Origin of the sequence: Thermomonospora cellulosilytica (assembly GCF_014138835.1) — a bacterium.
Lineage (GTDB): Bacteria > Actinomycetota > Actinomycetes > Streptosporangiales > Streptosporangiaceae > Thermomonospora > Thermomonospora amylolytica.
In genome coordinates this window covers 2,649,911-2,672,797 of sequence record NZ_JACJII010000001.1, presented here as the reverse complement: position 1 = coordinate 2,672,797, position 22,887 = coordinate 2,649,911, and the positions used below count along the sequence as shown (strand labels likewise).

Annotated in this window: 32 protein-coding genes; 24 read left to right on the top strand and 8 right to left on the bottom strand. The window is 72.0% G+C overall.

Going from position 1 to position 22,887, the window contains the following annotated elements:
* The first annotated feature begins 129 nt into the window (after positions 1 to 129).
* From HNR21_RS12715 to HNR21_RS12695, 5 genes are read left to right on the top strand one after another with little or no spacing between them, the layout of a single operon-like run.
* Complete coding sequence (locus tag HNR21_RS12715) at positions 130 to 873, top strand: GIY-YIG nuclease family protein (protein ID WP_182705360.1); 744 nt, start codon at positions 130 to 132, stop codon at positions 871 to 873.
* Positions 873 to 2,396 carry a phage portal protein gene (locus HNR21_RS12710; protein WP_182705359.1) on the top strand — a complete coding sequence of 508 codons (1,524 nt, stop codon included), beginning with the start codon at positions 873 to 875 and terminating at the stop codon, positions 2,394 to 2,396. Before HNR21_RS12715 ends, HNR21_RS12710 begins: the two co-directional genes overlap by 1 nt.
* Positions 2,397 to 2,398: 2 nt before the next feature.
* Positions 2,399 to 2,584, top strand: coding sequence for a hypothetical protein (locus HNR21_RS12705; RefSeq protein WP_182705358.1), 186 nt, complete (start codon positions 2,399 to 2,401; stop codon positions 2,582 to 2,584).
* On the top strand, positions 2,568 to 4,496 hold the full coding sequence (locus HNR21_RS12700; RefSeq protein WP_182705357.1) for a phage minor capsid protein: 1,929 nt from the start codon (positions 2,568 to 2,570) through the stop codon (positions 4,494 to 4,496). Before HNR21_RS12705 ends, HNR21_RS12700 begins: the two co-directional genes overlap by 17 nt.
* Positions 4,493 to 4,699, top strand: coding sequence for an Rmf/CrpP fold protein (locus HNR21_RS12695; protein WP_182705356.1), 207 nt, complete (start codon positions 4,493 to 4,495; stop codon positions 4,697 to 4,699). The genes HNR21_RS12700 and HNR21_RS12695 overlap by 4 nt, the downstream gene beginning before the upstream one ends.
* On the opposite strand, the gene HNR21_RS12690 is transcribed toward HNR21_RS12695, so the two are convergent.
* On the bottom strand, positions 4,687 to 4,938 hold the full coding sequence (locus HNR21_RS12690; protein WP_182705355.1) for a hypothetical protein: 252 nt from the start codon (positions 4,936 to 4,938) through the stop codon (positions 4,687 to 4,689). The two genes, HNR21_RS12695 and HNR21_RS12690, sit on opposite strands and share 13 nt — an antisense overlap.
* The gene (locus tag HNR21_RS12685; RefSeq protein ID WP_182705354.1) at positions 4,938 to 5,183 is read right to left on the bottom strand and encodes a hypothetical protein; all 246 of its coding nucleotides are present in this window, start codon (positions 5,181 to 5,183) and stop codon (positions 4,938 to 4,940) included. Before HNR21_RS12685 ends, HNR21_RS12690 begins: the two co-directional genes overlap by 1 nt.
* Positions 5,184 to 5,322: 139 nt before the next feature.
* Between HNR21_RS12685 and HNR21_RS12680 the strand changes: the two genes are divergently transcribed.
* The 19 genes from HNR21_RS12680 (at position 5,323) to HNR21_RS12585 (ending at position 18,887) form a co-directional block, all read left to right on the top strand.
* Positions 5,323 to 5,982: a hypothetical protein gene (locus HNR21_RS12680; RefSeq protein WP_182705353.1), complete on the top strand. Its 660-nt coding sequence runs from the start codon at positions 5,323 to 5,325 to the stop codon at positions 5,980 to 5,982.
* A gap of 24 nt (positions 5,983 to 6,006) precedes the next feature.
* Positions 6,007 to 7,011 (top strand): major capsid protein, encoded by a 1,005-nt coding sequence (locus HNR21_RS12675; protein ID WP_182705352.1) that lies wholly within the window; start codon positions 6,007 to 6,009, stop codon positions 7,009 to 7,011.
* The gene (locus HNR21_RS12670) at positions 7,011 to 7,181 is read left to right on the top strand and encodes a VIT1/CCC1 transporter family protein (RefSeq protein ID WP_182705351.1); all 171 of its coding nucleotides are present in this window, start codon (positions 7,011 to 7,013) and stop codon (positions 7,179 to 7,181) included. The genes HNR21_RS12675 and HNR21_RS12670 overlap by 1 nt, the downstream gene beginning before the upstream one ends.
* A gap of 2 nt (positions 7,182 to 7,183) precedes the next feature.
* Positions 7,184 to 7,873: a hypothetical protein gene (locus HNR21_RS12665; RefSeq protein ID WP_182705350.1), complete on the top strand. Its 690-nt coding sequence runs from the start codon at positions 7,184 to 7,186 to the stop codon at positions 7,871 to 7,873.
* Position 7,874: 1 nt separating this feature from the next.
* The gene (locus HNR21_RS12660; protein ID WP_182705349.1) at positions 7,875 to 8,261 is read left to right on the top strand and encodes a hypothetical protein; all 387 of its coding nucleotides are present in this window, start codon (positions 7,875 to 7,877) and stop codon (positions 8,259 to 8,261) included.
* Positions 8,258 to 8,605: a hypothetical protein gene (locus tag HNR21_RS12655; protein WP_182705348.1), complete on the top strand. Its 348-nt coding sequence runs from the start codon at positions 8,258 to 8,260 to the stop codon at positions 8,603 to 8,605. The genes HNR21_RS12660 and HNR21_RS12655 overlap by 4 nt, the downstream gene beginning before the upstream one ends.
* Positions 8,606 to 8,615: 10 nt before the next feature.
* A complete protein-coding gene (locus HNR21_RS12650; RefSeq protein ID WP_182705347.1) occupies positions 8,616 to 8,966 on the top strand; it encodes a hypothetical protein in 351 nt (116 codons plus the stop codon).
* A gap of 4 nt (positions 8,967 to 8,970) precedes the next feature.
* The gene (locus HNR21_RS12645; RefSeq protein WP_182705346.1) at positions 8,971 to 9,420 is read left to right on the top strand and encodes a minor capsid protein; all 450 of its coding nucleotides are present in this window, start codon (positions 8,971 to 8,973) and stop codon (positions 9,418 to 9,420) included.
* Between the two features lie 12 nt (positions 9,421 to 9,432).
* Positions 9,433 to 10,155: a phage tail tube protein gene (locus HNR21_RS12640; protein WP_182705345.1), complete on the top strand. Its 723-nt coding sequence runs from the start codon at positions 9,433 to 9,435 to the stop codon at positions 10,153 to 10,155.
* 19 nt (positions 10,156 to 10,174) lie between these two features.
* Complete coding sequence (locus HNR21_RS12635; RefSeq protein WP_182705344.1) at positions 10,175 to 10,696, top strand: DUF7426 family protein; 522 nt, start codon at positions 10,175 to 10,177, stop codon at positions 10,694 to 10,696.
* 195 nt (positions 10,697 to 10,891) lie between these two features.
* A complete protein-coding gene (locus HNR21_RS12630; RefSeq protein ID WP_182705343.1) occupies positions 10,892 to 13,054 on the top strand; it encodes a phage tail family protein in 2,163 nt (720 codons plus the stop codon).
* 1 nt (position 13,055) lies between these two features.
* Positions 13,056 to 15,812 carry a hypothetical protein gene (locus HNR21_RS12625; RefSeq protein ID WP_182705342.1) on the top strand — a complete coding sequence of 919 codons (2,757 nt, stop codon included), beginning with the start codon at positions 13,056 to 13,058 and terminating at the stop codon, positions 15,810 to 15,812.
* A gap of 12 nt (positions 15,813 to 15,824) precedes the next feature.
* Positions 15,825 to 16,322 (top strand): hypothetical protein, encoded by a 498-nt coding sequence (locus HNR21_RS12620; RefSeq protein WP_182705341.1) that lies wholly within the window; start codon positions 15,825 to 15,827, stop codon positions 16,320 to 16,322.
* 3 nt (positions 16,323 to 16,325) lie between these two features.
* The gene (locus tag HNR21_RS12615) at positions 16,326 to 16,622 is read left to right on the top strand and encodes a hypothetical protein (protein ID WP_182705340.1); all 297 of its coding nucleotides are present in this window, start codon (positions 16,326 to 16,328) and stop codon (positions 16,620 to 16,622) included.
* A 15-nt stretch (positions 16,623 to 16,637) separates the two neighbouring features.
* Positions 16,638 to 16,973, top strand: a complete 336-nt coding sequence (locus HNR21_RS12610) for a hypothetical protein (RefSeq protein WP_182705339.1) — start codon at positions 16,638 to 16,640, stop codon at positions 16,971 to 16,973.
* A gap of 542 nt (positions 16,974 to 17,515) precedes the next feature.
* A complete protein-coding gene (locus HNR21_RS12600; RefSeq protein WP_182708998.1) occupies positions 17,516 to 17,674 on the top strand; it encodes a hypothetical protein in 159 nt (52 codons plus the stop codon).
* Positions 17,674 to 18,426, top strand: coding sequence for a peptidoglycan-binding protein (locus tag HNR21_RS12595; protein WP_182705338.1), 753 nt, complete (start codon positions 17,674 to 17,676; stop codon positions 18,424 to 18,426). The genes HNR21_RS12600 and HNR21_RS12595 overlap by 1 nt, the downstream gene beginning before the upstream one ends.
* A gap of 41 nt (positions 18,427 to 18,467) precedes the next feature.
* Positions 18,468 to 18,683, top strand: coding sequence for a hypothetical protein (locus HNR21_RS12590; protein ID WP_119728327.1), 216 nt, complete (start codon positions 18,468 to 18,470; stop codon positions 18,681 to 18,683).
* A 12-nt stretch (positions 18,684 to 18,695) separates the two neighbouring features.
* Positions 18,696 to 18,887, top strand: coding sequence for a hypothetical protein (locus HNR21_RS12585; protein ID WP_119728326.1), 192 nt, complete (start codon positions 18,696 to 18,698; stop codon positions 18,885 to 18,887).
* A 252-nt stretch (positions 18,888 to 19,139) separates the two neighbouring features.
* On the opposite strand, the gene HNR21_RS12580 is transcribed toward HNR21_RS12585, so the two are convergent.
* The 6 genes from HNR21_RS12580 to HNR21_RS12555 form a co-directional block, all read right to left on the bottom strand.
* Positions 19,140 to 19,610, bottom strand: coding sequence for a PIN-like domain-containing protein (locus tag HNR21_RS12580; protein WP_157995869.1), 471 nt, complete (start codon positions 19,608 to 19,610; stop codon positions 19,140 to 19,142).
* Positions 19,540 to 20,208: a DUF433 domain-containing protein gene (locus HNR21_RS12575; protein WP_119728324.1), complete on the bottom strand. Its 669-nt coding sequence runs from the start codon at positions 20,206 to 20,208 to the stop codon at positions 19,540 to 19,542. The genes HNR21_RS12580 and HNR21_RS12575 overlap by 71 nt, the downstream gene beginning before the upstream one ends.
* Positions 20,209 to 20,362: 154 nt before the next feature.
* Positions 20,363 to 21,145 (bottom strand): DUF2637 domain-containing protein, encoded by a 783-nt coding sequence (locus tag HNR21_RS12570; protein WP_119728323.1) that lies wholly within the window; start codon positions 21,143 to 21,145, stop codon positions 20,363 to 20,365.
* A 79-nt stretch (positions 21,146 to 21,224) separates the two neighbouring features.
* Positions 21,225 to 21,863, bottom strand: a complete 639-nt coding sequence (locus tag HNR21_RS12565) for a hypothetical protein (RefSeq protein WP_182705337.1) — start codon at positions 21,861 to 21,863, stop codon at positions 21,225 to 21,227.
* A 73-nt stretch (positions 21,864 to 21,936) separates the two neighbouring features.
* Positions 21,937 to 22,224: a hypothetical protein gene (locus HNR21_RS12560; protein WP_182705336.1), complete on the bottom strand. Its 288-nt coding sequence runs from the start codon at positions 22,222 to 22,224 to the stop codon at positions 21,937 to 21,939.
* Between the two features lie 262 nt (positions 22,225 to 22,486).
* Complete coding sequence (locus HNR21_RS12555) at positions 22,487 to 22,774, bottom strand: hypothetical protein (protein WP_182705335.1); 288 nt, start codon at positions 22,772 to 22,774, stop codon at positions 22,487 to 22,489.
* Positions 22,775 to 22,887 lie beyond the last annotated feature (113 nt).

Here is a 22,887-nt window from a genome sequence, read left to right as displayed (position 1 = left end):
CGACTCTTGCCCGTGTCCCCGGCGGCGTCCCGGGTCGGGCCGGGGCCTGATCTCCGGTCCGGCCGTGGGCCTGAGGGGGTCCCACGCGCCGGACCGGACCCGACCCCCTCACACCCCTCGGAGGTTGCGTTGTCCGCTGCCCTGGAGGAAGACCCGTTCCCTGAGTTTGCATCGCTGGCTAGGCGGATCGACGAGCGATGTTGCAAACTCAACGACGGCGACTGCCCCCGGTGCCGGATGGGCCTGCACCACGAGAACGCGGTCGTTCTCTACAGCCCATCCAAGGGAACGTACGTACCCGAACGCGACTACGTGACGGAGATGTACGAGGACCCCAAGGCCGAGATCTGTTCTGCACGGTGGGCAACCGGCGAATTCGGCGATCACGGCGCGGGTGAACTGTGCGGCCGGTACGCCGAAGAACGCATTGGGGACGTCCCGGTCTGTCGGCACCACTACAAGCGGGCACTCGACTGGGTTCGGACGGAGACCCGCCGCGAGCGGGAACGTCTGCACGCGGAAGCCGAAGCCCGCCGAGAGGCCGCCGAACAGAAGCGGGCCGAACTTTTCCCTCCGCTGGTCTACTTTGTCGAGCGAGACGGGTTCGTGAAGATCGGGTACACCACGAACCTTGACAAGCGGATCAAGGCCATCAGCAAGGGCTCCTGCCTCATTGAGGGCATGACGGTCGGGCCGGTCCGCCTGCTGGCGACCATCCCCGACGCCGGGCTGGACGACGAGAAGCAACTGCACCGCCGGTTCGCACACCTGCGAGTCGGCGGCGAGTGGTTCCGGCCGGACGCCGACCTACGCGCCTACATCGCCGCCTTGCCGGGCTGCGTGACTCCCGACCTGGCGGAGGTGAGTGCCTGATGCCGCTGCCCGACGCCGGGTCACCCTGGCCGCCCAAGACCCTCGCCCCGGTGTACGCCGACTACACCGAAGCCGACGCCTGGTACAGCGGGGACAAGGCCCGGCTCGCCGCCGTCTACGGCACCGGCATCCGCCGCGAACGCGACTGGCACCAGCACCTGACCCGCCTGTGGGCGCAAGCCCGTGACCTCACCCGGCACGAGACCCGCCTGCATGTCCCCCTTGCCGGGGACATCGCCTCAACCTCGGCTGACCTCCTGTTCAGTGAGCCCCCGGCGATCACGGTGGAGACCCCGGCGACGCAGGCCCGGCTGGATCAGATCTGGGACGAGGGCGGCGTCCACATGCGGCTGCTGGAGGCCGCCGAGGTGTGCGCGGGCATCGGCGACGTCTACCTGAAACTCGCGTGGGACGAGGACGTGGCGAAGCGGCCCATCCTCGCCGTCGAGCACGGCGACGCCGCAATCCCCGTGTTCCGGTGGGGCCGCCTCGTCGAGGTCACCTTCTGGCGGGAGCTGGAGCGGTCGGGGGACCAGGTGGTGCGGCTGCTGGAGCACCACGAGCCCGGCGCCATCGTCTACGCCCTCTTCGAGGGCACGTCGACCAGCCTCGGCACCCAGGTGCCGCTGGCGTCCCGCGAGGACACGGCGGACATCGCCGCCCGGGTCGATGTGGACGGCCGCCAGCCCACCGGCATCAACCTGCTCACCGCGATACACGTCCCGAACATCCGCCCCAACCGGCGGCACCGCGGGATGCCGTACGGGCGGTCCGACTACGCCGCCCCCGTGTACGACCTGCTGGACGCGCTCGACCAGACCTACACCTCGTGGATGCGGGACCTGCGCCTCGCCCGCGCCCGCATCATCGTCCCCCGCGGATACCTCCAAGACCTCGGACCGGGCGAGGGCGCCGTGTTCGACGCCGACCGCGAGGTGTACGCCGAGCTGGACATGGACCCCACCCAGGGCGGCGGGATCACCATGACCCAGTTCGCGATCAGGGTCGCCGAGCACGAGCAGACCGCCCGCGCCCTCACCGAGCAGGCCATCCGCGCCGCCGGGTACAGCGTGCAGACGTTCGGGTTCCAGGGTGAGGCCGCCGCGGTGACCGCCACCGAGGTCAACGCCCGCGAACGCCGGTCGATGATCACCCGGGACCGCAAGGCGAAGTACTGGACGCCCGCGCTTCGCCGGATCGTGGAGGCGATGCTGGCGCTGGACCGGGCACTCGGCTGGTCGAAGGTGACGCCCGAGGTGCCGACCGTCGAGTTCCCGCCCGCCGTGTCCGAAGACCCGCGCAGCGTCGCCGAGACCGTCGAACTGCTGGCCCGGGCCGAGGCTGCGAGCGTCGAGACCCGCGTGCGGATGCTGCACCCCGAGTGGGGCGAGCCCGAGATCCGCGCCGAGGTCGCCCGCATCCGGGACGACTCCGGCGCGTTCGACCCGATCGAACGGGCGACCGCCACGCTCAGGCAGGGCACCGGCGAGCCGGCCGCCGACGAGCAACCGGCCGAGCAGTAGCCGTGCGCCTCGCTCTCCGCATCCTCGGAACCGAGGTGCTGGCCATCGAGATCGACACCAGCCCGGCCGGTGAGCCCGAGGAGACGGACGGACCGCCGTTCGGGTTCTCCGGGAGCGGCGGCGGGCAGATCGAACGCGCGGACGGCTGGCCGCCCGACGAGGTGACCGACCATGGCCGTAGACCCTGACCTCGTCGAGGAGATCGCCGCCCAGGTCGCCGCGATCTACCGTGAGGCCGAGACCGCGCTGGTACAGATCATCCGCCGGCACCTGGACGCCGGTCTGGACTCGCCCACCGCCGAGCGCCGCCTGGGTGGGATCCGGGCGCTGCGAGCGTCCGCCCAGGCGATCCTCGCCGCGCTGGAGGCCGACTCCGGCCCGGCCATCCGGCAGGCTCTCGCCGACGCCTACCGGCACGGCTGGTCGTCGGCGCTGGCCGACCTCCCGGAGCCATGGTTCCCTCGCAGCGGCATCGGCCAGGCCGCCCGTGAGGCGCAGCAGGAGATCACCGGCGGGGGATTCGTCGAAGACCTGGCCAACGCGCTCGTCTCGGACGTCGGCGCCGTACAGGCCAACGTGCTCCGTAACGTGGAAGACGCCTACCGGGCCGTCCAGGCGGCCGCCGCCGCGCGGGTGCTGACCGGGACGCAGACCCGCCGGCAGGCCGCACAATCCATGTGGCAGCGCCTCGTTGACCGGGGCATCACCTCGTTCACGGACCGCGCCGGCCGCCGCTGGCGCCTGTCGAGCTACGCGGAGATGGCCACCCGCACCAACGCACAGAGGGCGGCGATACAAGGCCAGGTGGATCGGCTCGACCGCATCGGCGTGAAGCTGGTGTACGTCAGTGACGCCCCACAGGAGTGCAGGCTGTGCCGGCCGTGGGAAGGCAAGATCCTCCGCACGGACGAGGGGCCGCTGGACGTGCAGACGATGCACGCGACCCGGGACGTCCCCGTCACCGTCCAGGCCGCCGCCACCCTGGACACCGCCAGAGCGGCGGGGTTCCAGCACCCGAACTGCCGCCACTCGGTGTCCGCGTACCTGCCCGGGGTGACGCGCGTACCGCAGAACACCGCAGACCCGGAAGGCGACAAGGCCCGGCAGCGGCAGCGCGCCCTCGAACGGCGGATCCGCCGCGAGAAGGAGCGGGAGGCCGCGGCCCTGACCGACGAGGCCCGGACCGCCGCCCGTCGCCGGGTCCGCGCCGCACAGGCCGCCCTGCGGCAGCACCTCGCCGCTCATCCCGGCTTGAAGCGCCTGCCCTACCGGGAGCAGATCGGCGCCGGGAACATCCCGCCCCGCGGACAGGGCGACCCGGCCGGGGACCTCGCCCCGCCCGCCCAGCCGACCATCGACGACGGCCCCGCACCCGCGCCACCGCGCCGGACCCGACCCGAACCCGAGCAGCCCCCGGCGGCCGACGACCGCACCGCGGGGCCGGGCCAGGCGGCGATCGACGACCCGCAGCGGCCCGACCCGGCCGACATGACCGAGGCCGAGCTGGACCAGGCCCTCATGGACGCGCTCGCCGGCGAGGGCGACCAGGGGTGGATCGACGCACTGGCCGCCGAGATCGACCGCCGCGAAGCCGAAGCCCGCGCCCGCGAGCAGGCCCGCGAACGCGACCGGCGGCGCCGGGAGGAACGCGAACAGCAGCTCGCCGACCGGGTCATCGAACTGATCGACCAGGGGTGGCCGGAGGAGGACGCGGTCGCCGAGGTCTACGGCATCAGCGTGGAGCGGCAGCGGCGGCAGCGGGCGATCGACGACCTCCGCGCCCAGGGGTACAGCGGCGCCGGGTTCGAGGAGCTGGCGCGGCAGGCGTACCGGGACTACGTGCACCAGCAGTGGCTCGACGCCGAGGCCGCGACCCGCGGGCACATGGTCACCCGGGAGGGGCAGGCCCGCGGCATCGACCCGCGGTCGCTGTTCACCGGGCCGGAAGCACGGGCCCGCCGGTACGCCACCGACGACCTCAAGGCGTGGTGGGACGAGCACGGACGCCTCACGTTCGAGGAGTTCAAAGCCCAGCTCATCGACGATTTCGAGGCGATCCGTAGACGCCGCGACAGATCCGGGGGAGACTTCCTCGCATGACCGCCACGCCCGCCGACCGCGCCGCCGCCATGCGGCTCGTGCTCGCGCACGCCGAAGGCAGGCGGGCGGCCAGCGAGGGCCGGGCCATGTCGTCCTGCCCGTACGACCGGCACGCCGACGACCCGATCACGCGCGCGAAGGCCCGCATGTGGCTACGCGGCTATGACCGGGTCGCCCCGTTCCCCGTCGACTACTCCTCCTGACGCCGCCGCCCCGATCCCGGCTTCGGCCGGCCGGGCGCACCCTGACCGGGCCGGGCCGCGTGCCACGCCCTGATCTTGCCGACCCGCTCGGGCAGCCACCCGGGCAGCTTCCGCTCGCCCCATGTCGCATCGGGTTTGGGGAAGTCGTCGTAGCGGTCCTGCCACTTGGCGACGGCCTGCGCGGTGACGCCGAACAGGGCGGCCACGGCCGCCCGGTCCAGGTAGTGCACGGGGTCCATCAGGCGGCCACCGGCCGGAAGCACGCCATGCCCTCGTCGTCGAGGCGCACCGCGTAGGTGGTGGAGCCGTACCGCTCCAGGTGCTCGCCCTCGTCGAGGGTGAGCTGCACCGGGCCGGCGGGGGCGGTGGGCAGGTCGAACAGGGCCAGGTCCCCGGCCTGCTCGGTGGTGGTGTCCTCGGCGGTCTCGGTGAGGGCGTCGAAGATGTCGAGCTGGTCATCGACGAGGGCGAGCTGCCGGTTCATCGGAACCCCTTAAGTGTTGTCCGCTGTTGAGACAACACTAACCGATCCTATGAGCGTTGTCCATGCTCCGGACAACGCTTTCTCGTATCCGCATCACGGCCGCCGGGCGCGGCCCCGACCCACGCCCCAGGAGGGCACCGTGACCGACACCCCCGCCGCCGACACCACCCCGGCCAACGACGGGCAGGCCCCGCCGACCGCCGCACCGGCGGCCCCCCAGCAGCCCGCCGAGCAGCCCGGCCAGCGCGACCAGAGCGCCCGGGACGGCGAGGACACCGCGGCGACCATCGCCCGGCTGGAGCGGGAGCTGAAGGAGGCCCGCGCCGAAGCGGGCAAGCAGCGCGTCAACGCCAAGACCAAGGCTGCCGAGGAGGCCAAGCGGGAACTCGCCCAGGAGATCGGCAAGGCCATCGGCCTCGTCAAGGACGACGCCGACGCCGCCCCCGACACTGCTCAGCTCGTCGCCAAGGCCGAGGCGGCGATCAAGGAGAACCGCGAGCTGAGGTTCCGGGACGCCGTGTGGGAAAGCTCGCAGGATCTCGGCGCCGATGCCAAGGCGCTCAACGACTCACGGTCCTTCCTGGCCAAGGCGAGCGCGCTCGACCCGGATGCGAACGACTTCCGGTCCAAGGTTCGCGACCTCGTCAAGAAGGCCCTCGAAGACAACCCCCGATACCGGGCGAACGGCCAGGCGCCGGCGCCCCGCGGCGGCACCGAACCCCCCGGCAGGCCCGGGACCACCGGCAAGGCCGCGACCCTGTCCGACGCCATTGCCGCCCGCTTCGCACAGGGCGGCTGACTCATCTCCCGGAGGTAACACCTCATGCCCGTCTCGCTCGCCCAGGCGAAGCTCATGGCCACGGACGACATCGACGTCCAGGTCATCGACGAGTTCACCAAGTCGTCGTTCCTGATGGAACGGCTCACCTTCGACGACGTCGTCAACGCCAGCGGCGGCGGCGGCACCCTGACCTACGGCTACCAGCGCCTCGTCACCCAGCCCACCGCCGACTTCCGCGCGATCAACTCGGAGTACACCCCGTCCGAGGTCACCAAGCAGCGCTTCACGGTCGACCTCAAGCCGCTCGGTGGGTCGTTCCAGATCGATCGAGTGCTGAACCGGGTCGCCGCCGGCGCGGAGACCGCCCTCCAGCTCCAGCAGAAGATCAAGGCCGCCAACGCGTTCTTCGCCGACCAGGTGATTAACGGTGACACCGCCGTCGACGCGGACGGCTTCGACGGCCTGTCCAAGATGCTCGCCGGGTCGAGCACCGAGTACCTGCCGCTGAACAACGGCGTCGCCACCGGATACATCGACCTGACCACGGTCGACACCAAGTCCGAGGCCCTGGCCGTCATGGCGCACATCGACGCCTGGCTGGCCACCCTCGACGGCACCCCCGACGCCATCATGGGCAACCGCAAGACGCTGGCCCTGCTCAAGTACGTGGCGGCGTGGGCCGACATGATCGACAAGACCACCGACAGCTTCGGCCGCCCCGTCCAGGCGTACAACGGCATCCGGCTCGTCGACCTCGGCACCAAGGCCGGCAGCAACACCGACGTCATCCAGCTCGTCACCCGCGACACCGACGCGGGCGGAGCGGGCGGCAACATCACCGGCCTCGGCGACCTCTACGCCGTCAGGTTCGGCCTGGACGGATTCCACGCGGTCAGCATGGCGGGCGCCCCACTCGTGCAGACTTTCCTCCCGGACTTCGACGCCCCGGGCGCCGTGAAGACCGGCGAGGTCGAACTGGGCCCGACCGCCCCCGTCCTCAAGGCCACCCGCGCTGCGGGCGTGCTGCGCAACCTCAAGAGCGCCTGATGGTGACGCGGCGCAGGGCGGCCACCCGGGAGGAGCTGGAGCAGATTCTCGCCGAGCGTGGCATCGACCAGGACACGGCCCGGCCGGTGCTGGACGCGCTCACCGACCTCGCCGGCCAGCCGGTGGAGGACCTGGTGCGGGTCCGTATCGAGATCGACGAGGAGGTCTGACCATGGCACGGATCGTCGCCCCCAACCGGGGCTACAACGGCCGCATCGGCAACGTCGAATTCAAGGACGGCGTCGCCGAGACCGACGACCCGGCGGTCATCTCCTACTGCCGGGGAGCCGGGTACGAGGTCGACGGCCAGACCGTCGAGCAGGAGCCCGCCGAGACCGTCGAGCGGGTCGACTCCCGCGACGTCGAGCAGGTGCGGTCGGGCACCGCCCTGCGGGACGCCGCCGTCGCCCCGAAGCCGGAGGACTTCCTCCCGCCGACCAACGCGGGCGAGGCCGATCCGCACGGCCCCGAGGTGGTCGCCCCGGGTGCGCACGCGGTCCCGCCCGCCCCGATCGCACCCGGCCCGGTGCCGGCCGACCCGGGCGAGCAGGCCGCGAAGGAGACCGACCTCGCCGAGCGGGTGCTGGTCGAGCGGCAGCCGGTGCCGGAGGCGGTCGCCGAGACGGCCGGGCAGGCCGCCGCGCGGCGGCCGGCCAAGAGTGCCCCGAAGTCGGCGTGGGTGGACTACGCCGTGGCGCGGGGCGCGGCCCGGGACGTGGCGGAGGAGGCCACGAAGGCGGACCTGATCGCCGTCTACGGCGACGAGCGGGAGCCCACGCAGGATCCGGCCGAGGGCGAGCAGGACTCGACCGACCCCGCCGACGAGCCGCCCGCCGACCCGGACGGCGAGCAGGGCGGCTGACGTGGCCTACGCGACGCCCGCCGAGCTGGCGACGTTCCTCGGCCTGGCCGAGCCCCCGGCGGGCGCGGCCCGGCTGCTGGACCGCGCCTCACGGGACGTCGACACGGCCACCGTGACCGCCGTCTACGACACCGACACGAACGGCGCCGCCACCGACCCGGACATCACGGCAGCGCTCAAAGCCGCCACGCTGGAGCAGGCCGCCTACCGGCTGGACGCCGGCGACGGCACCGGCGCGGGGAAGTGGGCGGACGTGTCGATCGGGTCGGCCAAGCTGGGCCGCCGCACCGACGTGACCCCGCCCGCCCAGGCGACGGCCGGGCGCCTGTCGGTCGACGCCTGGCAGATCCTCTACGCGGCGGGGCTGATCGGTCAGGGGCCGTGGTGACCGACATCATCGGCATCCTGCAAGAGATCGGCTACACCCTGCCGGACATCACCATCGAACCCCACCAGGGCCGGGGGCCCTACGGGGACGTATGGGGGCCGGCCGTGGTGGTGCCCGCGTTCGTCGACCAGCAGACCCGCCTGATCCGCGCCGACGACGGGTCGCAGGTGACCAGCCGGACCACGGTCTACACGCGACTGGACGTCGTGTGCCCGCCGCGGTCCCGCATCACCATCCCGGACGGCACCCCGGAGGGCGTGCAGACCCTCGTGATCGCCGCCCTCCGCCGCGACGCCCACGGGCAGCCGGACCTGCCGGAACACCTGGAGATCGTGTGCGAGTGAGGAGGCGGGCATGACGGTGCGGTTCCGGTTGGACTGGGACGGCCAGCGCGTCACCGAGCGGACGAAGGCCGCCGCCGTGCGCGGGCTCGGCAAGGACGCCGAACACCTACTCGGCGAATCCCGGCAGGAGGTCCCGATCGAAGAGGCGACGCTGGAGCGCTCAGGCGTCGCGTCCGTCGACGAGGACACGATGAGCGCCGCAGTCTCCTACGACACCCCGTATGCGGTGCGGCAGCACGAGGATCTGACCTACCGGCACGACCCGGGGCGGAAGGCGAAGTACCTGGAGGACCCGTTCAACCGCGAACGCGGCACGATGCTGGAAATCCTCGCCGCCGAGATCCGCCGGGAACTGGAGTAGCCGGGTGGGATGGAACACCGACCTGCTCACCGGCGTCGCCTCCTACCTCGCCGCCCAAGGTGTCGGCATCTGGCGGGCGGACGGCAGCGCCTACCAGGCCGGGGAAACGGCCATCGTGCTGGCCACGATGCCACCCAACCCCGACCGGGTGATCTGCCTCCAGACCTACCCCGTGTCGGTCGACGGGTCGTGGGACGTGACCGTGGGCCTCCAGGTCCGCACCCGCGCCGGCCGGGACCCCCGCGAGGTCGCCGACCTGTCCGACGCCGTCTATGACGCCCTGGACGGGCTGTCCGGTGTCGAGTTCGGCGGCGTGCGGGTCAGCCAGATGTTCCGCCGATCCGGCGAGGAGCTGTCCGCACCCGGCGGGACGGACCGGCAGGCCGACCGGCACGAGCGCACCGACAACTACTACGTACAGGCCCGCAGGCCATCCGAGCATCGAGATCAGTAAGGAGGGCCCGCTGTGGCCAACGAGATCACCGACCTTGCGCGCCGGTACAGGTGGCAGCTCAACCTCGGCACCGAGGCCGTGCCCGACTGGCAGACCGTCATGGGCACCGTCGAATTCAAGCCCACGGTCGACCCCACCATCCAGGACGACAGCGACTACGAGTCGAACGGATGGAAGGGCAACACCAAGACCGCGCAGGCGTGGAAGATCGAGGCGAAGATCTCCCACAAGTACGACCCGGACACCCTGGCCTACCACCCCACCCACGACGCGCTGGAGGCCGCATCCGAGGCGTTCGGCGCCGACTCCCGCATCCAGGTCCGCTACTTCGACCGGTCCGGCAAGGGCACCGGCCGGCAGGGCTGGGCGCTGGTCACGTGGGCGCCCGAGGGCGGGGACACCGAGCAGCTCGACCGGGTGACGGTGACGCTGACCGGTGACGGGCCGCTGACCAGCATCGCCAACCCGGTCAACGCCACCCCGGCGCCGATCGTGTCGGCCGTGTCGCCGGCGTCCGGGCCGGCCGCGGGCGGTGACCTGGTCATCATCACCGGCGCGAACTTCACCGGCGCCACCGATGTGGAGTTCGACGACGTCAACGTCACCGACTTCACCGTGGTCAGCTCCACGCAGATCGCCGCGATCACCCCGGCCGGGTCCGCCGGGCCCGCGAACGTGGACGTCACCACCCCGAACGGAACCGGCACCGGCACCGCCGCCTACACCTACGTCTGATCGGAGACCTGACCCCCTCATGACCGCATTCAAGGATCTCGGCGATGCCCTTCACGGGGCGTACATCGAACTGCCGCTCGGCGGGCGCGTCTACCGCATCGACGACGTGTCCGCCGAGACCGCCCTCTACGTCGAACGCGTCATGTCGGTCGGCGCGAGCCTGGCCACCGAACAGGCCGTGTCCGACGAGGACATCGAGGTGCTCGACGACGACGGCGAGCGGGACCTGTACCGGCGCGTCATGGGCGACGCCTACGACGAGATGATCCGAGACGGGGTGAACTGGCAGGCGATCAAGCACGCCGGGATGACCGTCATGGTGTGGATCCTCCGCGACGAGGCCACCGCCGCGAAGTACTGGGAGTCCGGCGGGGGTGCGACCGCGATGGGGGAAGCACTGGCCCCGGCGGCGGGGAACCGGGCCTCCCGCCGGGCGTCACAGGCCATGGCGAGAAAGACCCCGTCACCGGCCTCTACGAATGGTACGAGGGCGTCCCGGCCTCGCCCGCCGCGGGATCGGTCACGTGGCAGGCGCTCCTAGAACAGTGGGCCCTCGTCGAAGCTGACCTCCAGTCCGAGTACGGCATCGACGTCGAGTCGGGCATCCTCGCCCACCGGTCCTGGCGGTGGCTCAAGACCCGCATCAAGGGCCTGCTCGCCGCCGACACCCGCATCCATCGCCACTTCCGGCCACCCGAGGACGACCAGCAGCGGTGACCAGCACGGGGGGTGATCTGTGGCCCTCCGGCTGGGTGAGCTTGTCGCCATCATCTCCGCGGACGATTCGCGGTTCCGGCGGACCCTGTCCAGCGTCCACACGCAGCTCATGCGGGTCGGGCAGGCGGGCGCGTTCGTCGGCCTGGCCGGCAGCGCGACGACGTTCGCCGCCGCGCTCGCGCCCGCGCTGGGGCTGCTGGCCGCCGGGCCGACCGTGCTGGCCGCCTTCAAGGTTGGCGTGTTCGCCCTCCAGATGGCCCTCGATGGGCTGGGCGACACCCTCGGCGCCGCACTCGTCGGTGACGCGAAAGCCTTCGAGGAGGCGCTGGCCGAACTGCCCCCGCACGCGCGGGCGGTCGCCGCCGAGCTGGGCGGCGTGTTCTTCGGGATGCAGAAGAACGTCCAGAACGCGTTCTTCGCGCCGATGCGCGCCCAGTCCCGCGGCCTGGCCGACGATCTACGCGGCCCGGTGCAGGGCGGCATGTCCGGAGTCGGCGCTGCTCTCGGCAGGGTCGGTGCCCGCGTCATGGGCGTCGCCCGCGAGGCGCGCACCTTGGCGTTCCTTCGCGGCTTGTTCTTCGGTGTCCGGCAGGGTATCGACGCCGCCGGGGCCGGGGTTCCCGTCCTTGTGCGCGGCGTGCGCGACCTGGCCGCCGTGTTCGTCGATGACCTCGGTCGAGGTGGGGCGGTCCTTGGCGGCCTGATGACCCGCGCCGGGCAATGGCTGTCCGCCATCGCGCAGGGCGGCCGGGCAACCGCCTGGGTCGACAACGCCGTGGACCGCGTGGGCCAGCTCATCAGGATCGCCCGGAACCTCGGCATCGTGGTCGCCGCGGTGTTCGGCGCCGCCAACACCGACGCCGGTGATCTGGCCGGGGGGCTGGAGCGCATCACCGCGCAGATGGCCGCGTGGGCGCAGTCCGCGGAGGGCCAGGCACAGCTCGCCAGCACGTTCGGCCTGATCAACCAAACGGCGTCCGAGTTGGTCGCGATCCTGCCGCTGCTGGTCGGCCCGCTGGGGCTGATCGTCGACATGCTGGAGGCCCTGCCGGGCGGAACCAGCGGCACTGCCGCGCAGTTCCTCGCGTGGTCGCTGGCGATCGGCATGGTCACCTCCCGACTGGGGCCGCTGGTCGGCCTGGCCGGGACCGCTGCGGGTGGTGTCGGCAGGGTCGCCGGTGCGCTGCGCGATGCCGACTCTCCGTCCCGCCGGTTCGTCTCCCGGATGGGGGACGCCGCATCGGCGATGGGGCGGGCGTCGGCCGCCGCCGTCCGGCACGCTGCGACCGCCGCCGCGACCGGTGCCCGGGTGGCCGCCTCCTGGGCGATGATGGCCGCCCGCGCCATGGCCAACGCCGTGCGGATGGCCGCCGCTTGGGTGCTCAGCATGGGCCCGGTCGGGTGGATCATCACCGCCGTGGTCGCCGCCGTCGCGCTGGTCATCGCGAACTGGGACAAGGTCGCCCGGTTCTTCACGACGACGTTGCCGAACGGGATCAGGGCGGGTGTCGGCTGGATCGTCGGGTTCATCTCCGGGGCCGCCCGCCGCGGCTTCCTTGGCCCTGTCCCGTGGATCATCGCGAACTGGACGCGCGTCCGGAACTTCTTCACGCAGACCTTGCCGAACGGTGTGCGCGCCGGCCTCAACTGGGTCGTCTCCTTCGCGACCAGCCTGCCGGGCCGGATCGCCCGCGCGATCGGCAACCTCGGCAGCCTGCTCTACAACGCCGGCCGGAACGTGCTGATCGGCCTGTACAACGGCATGGTCGGCATGGGGTCGTGGCTCTACAACGCGATCCTCAACCTGGTCAAGCGGATCGTGCCGGGCCCGGTGCTGCACGTCCTCGGCATCCGGTCCCCCTCGCGCCTGTTCATGGGCTACGGCGCCAACCTCGCGCAGGGCCTCGCCCTCGGCATGGAGAACAACGCCGGGCTGGTCTCCTCCGCGGCGACCACCCTCGCCGAAACGGCCGCCGGGGCCGGAGTGCCGATCGCCGCGGCCACCACCACGGCGGGGGGCCGGGCGGGCGCGGCAGCCGTTCCGGGCGGCGGCGCGGGGCCGGTCGAGGTGCGGGTGACGCTGGATGCCCGCGGCGCCGATCAGGAGATGCTCAAGTTGCTCCGGAAGGTCATCCGGGTTCAGGGCGGCGGTAACGTCCAGCTAGCGCTCGGGGGGCGGTGACGTGCCGTTCCCAGACGAACCGCTCGACATCCGGGTCGAACTCCAGATCGGCGGAGTGTGGACGGACATCACCGGTGACGTCCGGACCCGGGAGGCCATCACCATCACCCGGGGCCGGCAAGACGAGGGCCAGGCAGCCGACCCCGGGTCATGCTCCCTGGAGATCCGCAACACCAACGGCAAGTACAGTCCGCGCAACCCGTTGTCGCCCTACTACGGCCAGTTCGGGCGGAACACGCCCATCCGGGTGTCGGTGCCGGGCGGGTACCCCTACCTGGCCATGCCGGGCGGGGCGGGTGACCGGCTGTCCTGCCCCGACCGGGCCAGCCTGGACATCACCGGCGACATCGACATTCGCATCGAGCTGACCCCCGACGAGTGGCGGGCCGGGTCGCTGGTCGGTAAGGCCAGCGGATCGCACTGGTCGTGGTCGCTGACGATGGGGGCGCTGTCCGGCGGCGACCTCGTGCCGATCCTCGCCTGGACCGAGGACGGCGTCACCATCAGGTCGCACAACCCGACCACGGCCGCGCCACCTCGAGTCCCCACGGGCAGGCGCGCGCTGCGGGCGACCCTGGACGTCGACAACGGCGCGGGACAACACGTCGCGACGTTCTACTACGCCGACAGCATCGACGGTCCATGGACGGTGTGGGAGGTCCGGACCGGAACCGGCACGACCAGCCTGTGGTCAGGTACCGCGCCCATCGAGGTCGGTGACATCTCCCAGGTGTCCGGCGACACCGTGCCCGGCCGCTACCACGCCTTCGAGGTGCGGTCGGGGATCGACGGGCCCGTGGTGGCGGGGTGGCGTCCCGACGACATGACCGCGGGCTCGTCGAGCTTCACCGACCCGCAGGGCAACGTGTGGACGGTCGCGGGCGCCGCGAGCATCAGCGACCGCGAGTACCGGTTCCACGGCGAAGTCTCCGAGTGGCCGCCCAAGTGGACGCCCGGCGAGCACGACGCGTGGGTGCCGATCCAGGCATCCGGCGTCCTCCGCCGCCTCGGCCAGGGCCGCAAGGCCCTCAAGGGCGCGCTGACCAGGGCCATCGCCGGTCAGACACCGTATGCCGCGTGGTGGCCGCTGGAGGATGCCGCCGGTGCCACCCAGGGCGCATCCGGGTACGCGGGCGGCGCGCCGATGATCGCCACCGGAGACGCCGCGTTCGGGTCCGAGGGAGCCGGCGGGGTCGCCGCGGGCCTGACCGTCAGCGGCACCAATGGCCAGGCGTTCGCCTCCGTGACGGGCTCTCCCACCGAGTGGGCGGTGTCCATCGTGCTGATCCCACCCGCCCAGTGGGTGGTGGACACCGTCAGCCCCGTGATCAGGTGGACCACCCCCGGCGGGACCACCGCCGTCGACTGGAGCCTGTACGTCTTCCCGGACCCGTCAGGGTCCGTGATCGCGGTGCTGGAGATCGCCGACCGCAACGGGGTGATCGTGCTGAACCCGGCGCCGAACTGGGTCCTCAACAACTACCTGACCGGCCCCGGAATGCCGATCCACCTGGCCGTGATGCTCAACCAGTTCGGCGCACAAGTGCTCCTGCTGGTCGCTACGAACGGGAACGAGGACCCGCTGTCCTGGGCATGGGTGGACACCTCTGCCCCCGTCACCTCCATCTATCTGCACACCGCCGCCACCGACACGGTGGACACCGTCGGCGCCGTCGCGCACGTGCTCGTCGGTGGCCGTACCCGGTGGGGGCAGATGCTCGCCCTGGCCACCGCCGCGCAGGGCCACGCCGGTGAGACGGCCGTGGAACGCATCACCCGCGTGGCGGCCGAGGAGGGCATTCCACTTGACGTCGTCGGCGACGAGAGCGAGCAGGTCGGCCCTCAAGGGCTGGCCACGGCACTCGACCTCATCGCCGAGGCCGCCTCCGCGGACGGTGGCGCGCTGTACGAGCGGCTTGACCCGCCCGGCCTGCGGTACCGCACCCGCGTCACCGGCTACAACCGGCCGCCGACGCTGACCTTGGACTACAGCGCAGGCGAGATCGCGCCACCGCTGGAGCCGATCGATGATGACCAGCTCGTCCGCAACGACGTCACCGTCGAACGCGTCGGCGGGTCCAGCGCGCGGGCGATCGATGAGACCTCGCCGCTGTCAGTGCTCCCGCCGCCGGATGGGGTCGGGCGCTATGACGAGTCGCTGTCGCTGAGTTTGTTCGACGATTCCCGGCTCGCCGATATCGCATGGTGGCGTGTCCACCTGGGCACGGTGGACGAGGCCCGCTATCCGACCGTCGCCGTCAATCTGCACCGGCACCCGCACCTGATCCCGGCCGCGCTGGCCACCGACATCCGGGACCGGATCCGCCTGGACGGCCTGCCGCCGTACGTCCCGCCCGGCCCGACCGATCAGATCGTCGAGGGCTACACCGAGACGCTCGGTCTCTACACCTGGCGCATCGAGTTCAACACCTCCCCGGCGTCGCCCTGGGACGTCGCGTACGCCGATGATCCGATGTGGGGGCGGGCGGACACGGACGGCTCCCAGCTCGCGGCGGCGGTCACGGCGGCGGCGACGACCCTGTCGGTTGCGGTGACGGCCGGTCCGCTGTGGACGACCAGCCCCGCCGAATTCCCGTTCGACGTGCTCATCGGCGGCGAGGTCATGACCGTCACCGCGATCAGCGGGGCCGCCTCGCCCCAGACGTTCACGGTGGTCAGGTCGGTGAACGGCATCAGCAAGGCGCACGCGGCCGGCACGGATGTGCGGCTCGCCCATCCCGCGATCATCGGACTCTAGGAGGTCGGTTATATGGCGTGGCCGTGGCAGGCCGGTGAACGCATCACCGCAGGCCGGCTGAACTCGCTCAGCATCTCGGCGATGAAGAGCAGCCCGCAGACGGTGAACAACTCGACCAACCTGGTCAACGACACCCAGCTGTTCCTACCGGGCCTGCTGCCGTCCGCGTGGTACCGGATCGACGCGATGATCAGGTACAGCACGCCGGACAACGCCGACTTCCGGATGGGCTGGACGGTCCCCGCTGGGGCGATTTTCGACTGGAGCCCGCGCGCGTTCGGGTCGGCCGTCACCACCACGACCGGGGACATCCACAGCCCCAGCCTTGCCGCCACGGACGTCGCGGTGATCGGCGGGGCGGGCGGCGGCATCGTCGTCTGCCGCCCGGTGGGGATCATCTTCACCGGCGTCGGCGGCACCCTGCAATTTCGGTGGGCTCAGGGCACGGCGCAGCTCGCCGACACCATCATGCGGATCTCCTCCAGCATCGTCGCGACCAAGATCGGATAGAGCATGCAGGCATACAGCGAGTGGTACCGGTTCGAGCTCGAGTCGGACGGCGGCCCGTTCCCGGTGCTGTTCCGCCCCGAGCACGACTACTCGGGGACGGGCGGTGAGATCGGTGGTGGTAACGCCCCGTCCGGCGCGCACGCCCTGCATGCGGTCGCGCAGGGCATCGCGGACGCGATCTCCGCGCAGGCGTCCCCGGCGTGGGCGCACATGCGCGTGGTGAAGGTTGAGGCGGCCCAGCCCGCCCGCATGGTCGAGATCACCCCGCCCCCGCAAACCGTCGCCGACGAGGGCGCATAGCGACAAGGGGGGCCGGTGCCCAATGAGCCGAGCCTGGGGGAGGTCGTGCGCCGCCTCGACCGCATGGAAGCCCGGCTGGAGGAACTGGTCCGCGAGATGGGCCTACGGGTCGTCTCTGCCGAGCTGTACGCGAGGGACCAGCGCGAACTCGAACGGCGCTTCACCGAACTGGAACGCGACCTGGCGCAGGAGCGCGCCGACCGCGAGACCGCGATCCGCGAACTCAAGACCCAGCAGGTCCAGCAGGGGACGAACTGGCGGCAGGCCGTGTACGCGGGGATCCTGCCGACCCTGTTCATCCTCCTCACCCTGGGTGTACAGATCTGGCTGGCGAGCCGGGGCACCCGGTGACGGGTGAGCGGAGGCGCCCGGCGCGTCCCCGGGTGCGGGCGGTGTTGGCGTGGCTGGTGCTGGCGGCTGCGGTGTGGTGGCTGTCGGAGCAGATCCACGCGATGGGCGACGATCTGCGGCGCGCCGAGCAGCGTGCGGAGCGGTCCGAGCAGATCAGCAGGGCGCTGGAGCGGCAGCTTCGTGAGCACGGCATCCGCCCGTCCGTGACGGTCGAGCCGGGCCCTGCCGGTCCGCCTGGGGAGACGGGACCGCAGGGCGTGCCGGGTTCGCCCGGGCCGTCCGGCCGGCCAGGGGGTCAGGGCCCGGCAGGGCCACCCGGACCTTCGGGTGAGCCGGGTCGGGACGGCGCCCCGGGTGAGCCTGGCGAGCCTGGCCCGGCCGGTCCTCCCGGACCGCAGGGCGAGCAGGGGCCGCGTGGGGAGACGGGCCCGCAGGGGCCGCCGGGGCCGCCGTGCCCGGACGGGTGGCGGCAAGAGGAGACGACCGTGGTGACGGCCTCGGGGCCGCGCCCGGCGCTGATCTGCGTACGTGAGGAGTAAGGCGTGAGCAACGAGCAGCAGGGCGAAGTGCTCTGCATGGACCGGGTGGACGCCCACCCCGACGCCCACCGGGCGACCGAGCCGGACGAGGAGTCCGTCCTGCGGGAGCTGTACGGCGAGCCGGGCGAGGACGGCGTGTACGCCGGGGAGGGGCGGTCCTGATGGGTACCGCAGCGGCGATGCTGGCCGCCGCCCGCGACGACCTCGGCATGTCCGGCCGCCCGAATCCGATCACCCGGGAGTACGCGGCCCGGCACGGCGACGCCTTCCTGCGCGCGCCGTGGTGCGACATGGCCGTGACGCACTGGGCCCGGCAGTCCGGCAATGAGGCCGCCGTCCTGCCCGGCGGGGACCGGGCGTACACCGTCTGGCACGCCCAGGACTTCCAGCGCCTCGGCCGCTGGCACGCTGGCACCGTGGTCAACCTCAATCGGGCCAGGCCGGGGGACATCGTGTTCTTCGACTGGGGTGAGACGAACACGATCGGCGCGATCGACCACGTCGGCATCGTGGAGAAGGTGCTCGGCGACGGCAGGGTGCAGACCATCGAGGGCAACACCGGGGACGCCTGCCGCCGCCGGATCCGCTCGGCGGCGGTCATCGCCGGGTACGGGCGGCCGGCCTACTCGGGGGAGTCGGCGCCGTCGCCGAGCAAGCCCGCCGACAAGCCGGCCGTCACCGCGCCGCGCTGGCCGGGCCGGTACCTGTCGCAGCCACCGATGATGCGCGGGGACGACGTGCGCCGCTGGCAGGCGCGGATGCGGGACCGGGGCTGGCGGATCACGGTGGACGGGGTGTACGGGCCGCGTTCGGAGGAGGTCTGCCGGGCGTTCCAGCGCGAGAAGGGCCTGGAGGTGGACGGCGTGGTGGGGCCGGTCACCTGGCGGGAGAGCTGGGCCGCACCCATCACCTGAGAGCCGGGCGGCACCGGCCGCCCTGACCTGAGGAGATCACCATGTCCGAGCCGACTCTCGGCCAGATCGTCCACTACCGCGGCAAGCAGGGCGCGCAGGCGATGCGCGCCGCGCTCGACTCCGACGAGCACGTCCACCTGTGGGTGTTCACCCCCGGCGAGTCCGGCGGGTTCCCCGAGTTCAACGTCCCGCACGGCCAGGCCGACGAGGGCGGCGACATCCCGCCCGGCTCGTGGTGCTGGCCACCGAGGGTCTGAGGAGGTTCCCTCATGAAGATCAGCGCCTACTGGAAGAGCGTCATCGCCGCCGCCGGGCCGGTCCTGCTGGCCGCGCAGGCCGCCATCGAGGACGGCCGGATCGACAGCGGGGAGTGGATCCCGATCGGCGTGGCGGTCCTTGTCGCGCTGGGCGTGTGGGGCATCCCGAACAAGCCGAAGACCGGCGGGCAGGTTCGGCAGTAGCCTGGAGATCGCCGGGCGGGAGGGGAAGCCCGCCCGGCCTCGATCTCCCGCTCAGGGGGGACGCTCAGGGATGGGTATCCGGCCCACGCGCCGGTCGGCTCCCGCAAGCCGGAAGAGCGGGCCCTGTTCCCCCGCCTCGATGAGCTCGGCGCCGCCGAGCACGAACGCCCCCGTCTCCCTGATGACCGGCCCCTGGGCCGAGGGGAGACGGGGGCGTTTCGTCATGCCCGCGCACCGAGCGGGACGTCCTCGTCAGGGACACACCCGTCCCGGGATCTTGTAGGGGTCCAGACCCTTGGGGGTCAGCTTCCACACGGCCGGCGGCTCGGACATGTGGACCGCGCAGATCTCAGCCAGGCACACCTCGACGAGGCTGACCCGCTCCGCGATCAGCGCGTTGCCGGGGAGCAGGAAGGCATGCAGCTTGGCCTGAAGGTAGGCGCGCAGTTCCCAGGGCCGTTCGAAGATCTTCGCATCACAGCCCAGCACCGCCCAGCCGTGTCGGCCCACGCGCGGCAGCCAGTCCTCATCCGGGGCGCCCTCCGCCTGCTCCCGCGACCCGTAGAGCTCGGCTGGGGTGTGCACGCGATATCCCAGGTTGGTCAGGCACCGGCGGACGGCCCGGGCAACGATGTTCTCGTCGAGGTAGAACTCAGGCGGCGTGCCCGCCCAGGACGACGCGTGCGGCGGACCGGACGTCCTCGGGGGAGACTCCGAGCTCATCGACGATCACCTCGGGGTCCTCGCCCGCCTTCAGCAGCGCGGCCACGTCGGCCACCCGTGTGCGTGAGCCGGCGAAGAAGGGCTGCCCGAACGAGCGGTGCGGATCGACGACGACCTTCGATGGGTGGAACCTCCGCAACTCCATCATCTGCGGGAACTCGTCGGCGCCCCAGTGGAGGTACTGAAGGTAGTCCTCGACGATCTCCCGCATCACCCGCTGTCCGGTGCGGGCCTCGATCAGGCCCTCCCCCTCCCTGGTGCGAGCGAAGTCCCACAGCACGTCGATGCCGTCCGTGGCCAGCTCCCGCGCCACCAGGACGTACTCCATGCTGAACTCCTTCTGGAGCCGCTTGAGCGCGGGGCGGATCTTCCGCGGGTTCACGCCAGCGTCCCGGAGCGCCTCCAGGACGTACGCCTCGGCCAGGGAGATGAAGGTGACGGTGGCCTGCCGGTCGGCCGGCGGCAGGGCGTGCAGGATGGGGCCGCCGCTCTCGTCGCCACGGGCCCATCGCCTCAGCGTCTCGGGGGGTATGCCGAGGTAGCGGGCGGCGTCGGACATGTTCAGCAGCCCGCTGGTGAACCGCAGGTCCTCGGTCACGGCTTTCACCTCCCCTCATCGATGATGCCCTCATCATTACCTGCCCGGAAGGTGCGGTATCGAGCGGACACCCTGTATAGGTTGCAGGTAACCCGTGGGTAGCACGAGATAACTGAAGGTTAGGGTTCTGTCCACATCCGGACGGTTTCGGTGTTCAGGCCGCTGCGGCGAGCGCGGCCCTGATCGCGACTGCCCGCGGGTGACCGACCCGCATCTCCCGGCGGAGGGTGTTGATCGACGGCAGTCGGCCGGTCGCGATCATCGCGGCGTACCGGTCGCGGGCCGCCGCGATCTTCTGCTCGAGGTCCTCCGCGTCGGTACCGGTACCGGTCTCGCCCTGGTCCCCGGCGGTCCCCTCCGCACCGGTCGTCTCGGTGGTCTCGGTGGTGGTCGTGACCTCGGCGACCGGATCGGGACCGGTCGCGGTGACCGGTTCGGGGCCGGTGGTCGCGACCACCGTGAGGACCGGTCGCGCATCGTCCTGATCATGCTCCTGGCGGTGATCCTCCTGCCGGTCCTCGGCGGGCCGCTGGCCCCGGCGGATCATCACCATCAGCAGCTCGACCACCACGACCAGCGTGACCGCCGGCCACGCCGCGATGACCGCGCCGACCGGGCCGTGCTCCAGGCCGTGCAGCACGTTGACCGCGATCGTCGCGGCGATGCCCAGGGCCAGCGCCAGCCAGGCCAGGGGCGGGGCCTGCTGGCGGCGGCGGGCGGAGTCGAGCATCACCAGGGACGCGACCAGCACGAGACCGTCGATCGTGAGGGGGGTGAGGTAGGCGGTCGCGCCGGTCTCGCCGTGCGACCGGGTGACCCCGAGGGCGTGCCGGTAGGAGATGACCGCTGCGATCGCGCCGATCGCGATCACGGTCACGGCGGCGATCGCGGTGATCGCGCGGTCACCGCGGGCGGTGCGGGCGGTAGTGTCGTTCATGGGTTCGGACCTCCAGCGTCCGGATCAAGGCCCCGGGGAGGCGGTGAGGTCGCCAGCCCCGGGGCCGCTTACTTTGGAGTCAGGCGCCAGCTGCGAACGCCAGCGAGACGTGCTTCACGAAGTCCTTGACCACCGATTCGTGACCGAGTGCCTCCAGCACCTCGGCGAACGCGCCGGCCTGATCGGCGATGTCCAGCCGCAGTGGCGGGGTGTAGGCCTTAGAGCTGGCCTCCGTGGGTCGCACGCAGAAGCGGGGTTCGGTCTCGTCGGCACGCCGGGCGATGTAGATGGTGAGGGGGCCGGACTCTGTCGGCTCGCTGTAGTGGGTGTGCGGGGTGGACTTACCTCGGTCTCGACACCAGGGTGGGCAGGTGTCGGGAGCGGTGGGACTGGCCATAGGGCTCTCCTCGGTCGGGTCTCCGTGCTTCTCCAGCGCTTCGACCGTCTTCCGCATAGCGGGGGTCATCTTGGCGAATGCCTCCTCGAGGCTGGCCACGGCCAGGTCCATGCGGGCGCCGCGGCCGGGTCGGGCGGCCTTGGCGGCGCGGACGTCGGCGGCGCGGTAGCGGGCGGCTGGCCGCCCCGATTCGCCGGGTTCGTATCCGGCCGCCTTGACGCCCCAGCGGGACAGGGTGCGGCGGGCGCTGCCGGTGCTGCTGGCGCCGATGTACTCGGCGGCCTGGTCGATCGTCCAGAGGTCGCCGTTATCGTCGGTCATGGTGCGGGGCTCCTTCCCGTGCCGGAGCGGCCCGCTCCCGGGCGCATCGGGTGGCGGGCCGCTCGTTGTGCTTTCAGGCCTGGGCGTAGACGGCGTTGAACGCCGCGCGGATCTGCTCGGTGGCCTCGTCGGTGATCTCCACCCACATGTCCACGTCCACGTCGCGGGGGTTGTCGTCGGCCAGCTCGGGCCGCTGCGGGGTCTCGGTGACGATGGCGGACTCGCCGAGGTCGGCCAGGAAGGCGTGGATGCTGTCGTGCGCCTCGCGGCGGTCGATGCCGTAGCGCTCGGTCATCTCGTCCAGCAGGTCGTAGGCGGGGATGGTGCGGCCGTGGTTCTGGCTGGCGATCGTGGTGGTCATGGAGGCTCCTTCTCCGGCGGGGGCGGCGTGTCCGTCCCGACGCGCTCAACTATGCCTCACGTGAGGCAAGGTGTCAACGGGGTTCGGGATCCCGCATTCCCTGGCGATCTGTCGGCGGCCCGCGCTACAGTCGGTGCCCTGCTCCCCGCTCCGTGCGGGGTTGGCCCAAGGCACGCCAACGCGGAACCTTGCTCCCCGCGCACGCGGGGTTGCGAAGCCCCGCCCGGTCTACGGACCGGGCGGGGCTTCGTCGTGTCCGGGGTCAGGCGTCCGCACGTTCCAGGTGCACGCTGACGTGCCCAGCCTTCAGCGCCACCGACAGGGCAGCCTCCGGCGTCGCACCCCGCCCCACCACCTTCCCACCCGACCGGGCCACCCACCCGGGCGTCCCGGACCCCTGGGCGCGGATCGTCTCCAGCTCCTCGACGGCGCGCTCGTACGCCTCGGGGTCGCCGCTGTGGCCCGCAGTGGGCGCGGTGTCCAGCATCCGAAAGAATGGGCCGAGGCGGCGGCCGACGCCGTGCCAGCGGAGTGCCTCGTCGGGGGTCATGGTCCTCCTCGAGCGGCAGGGTGGGGCCGCAGCGGGAACGAGACTCGCGGGGGTTTCGCTGCGGCCCCGCCTCGGCGATGCCGCGCGCACCGCCGGTCTGGTCGCGGGCACGC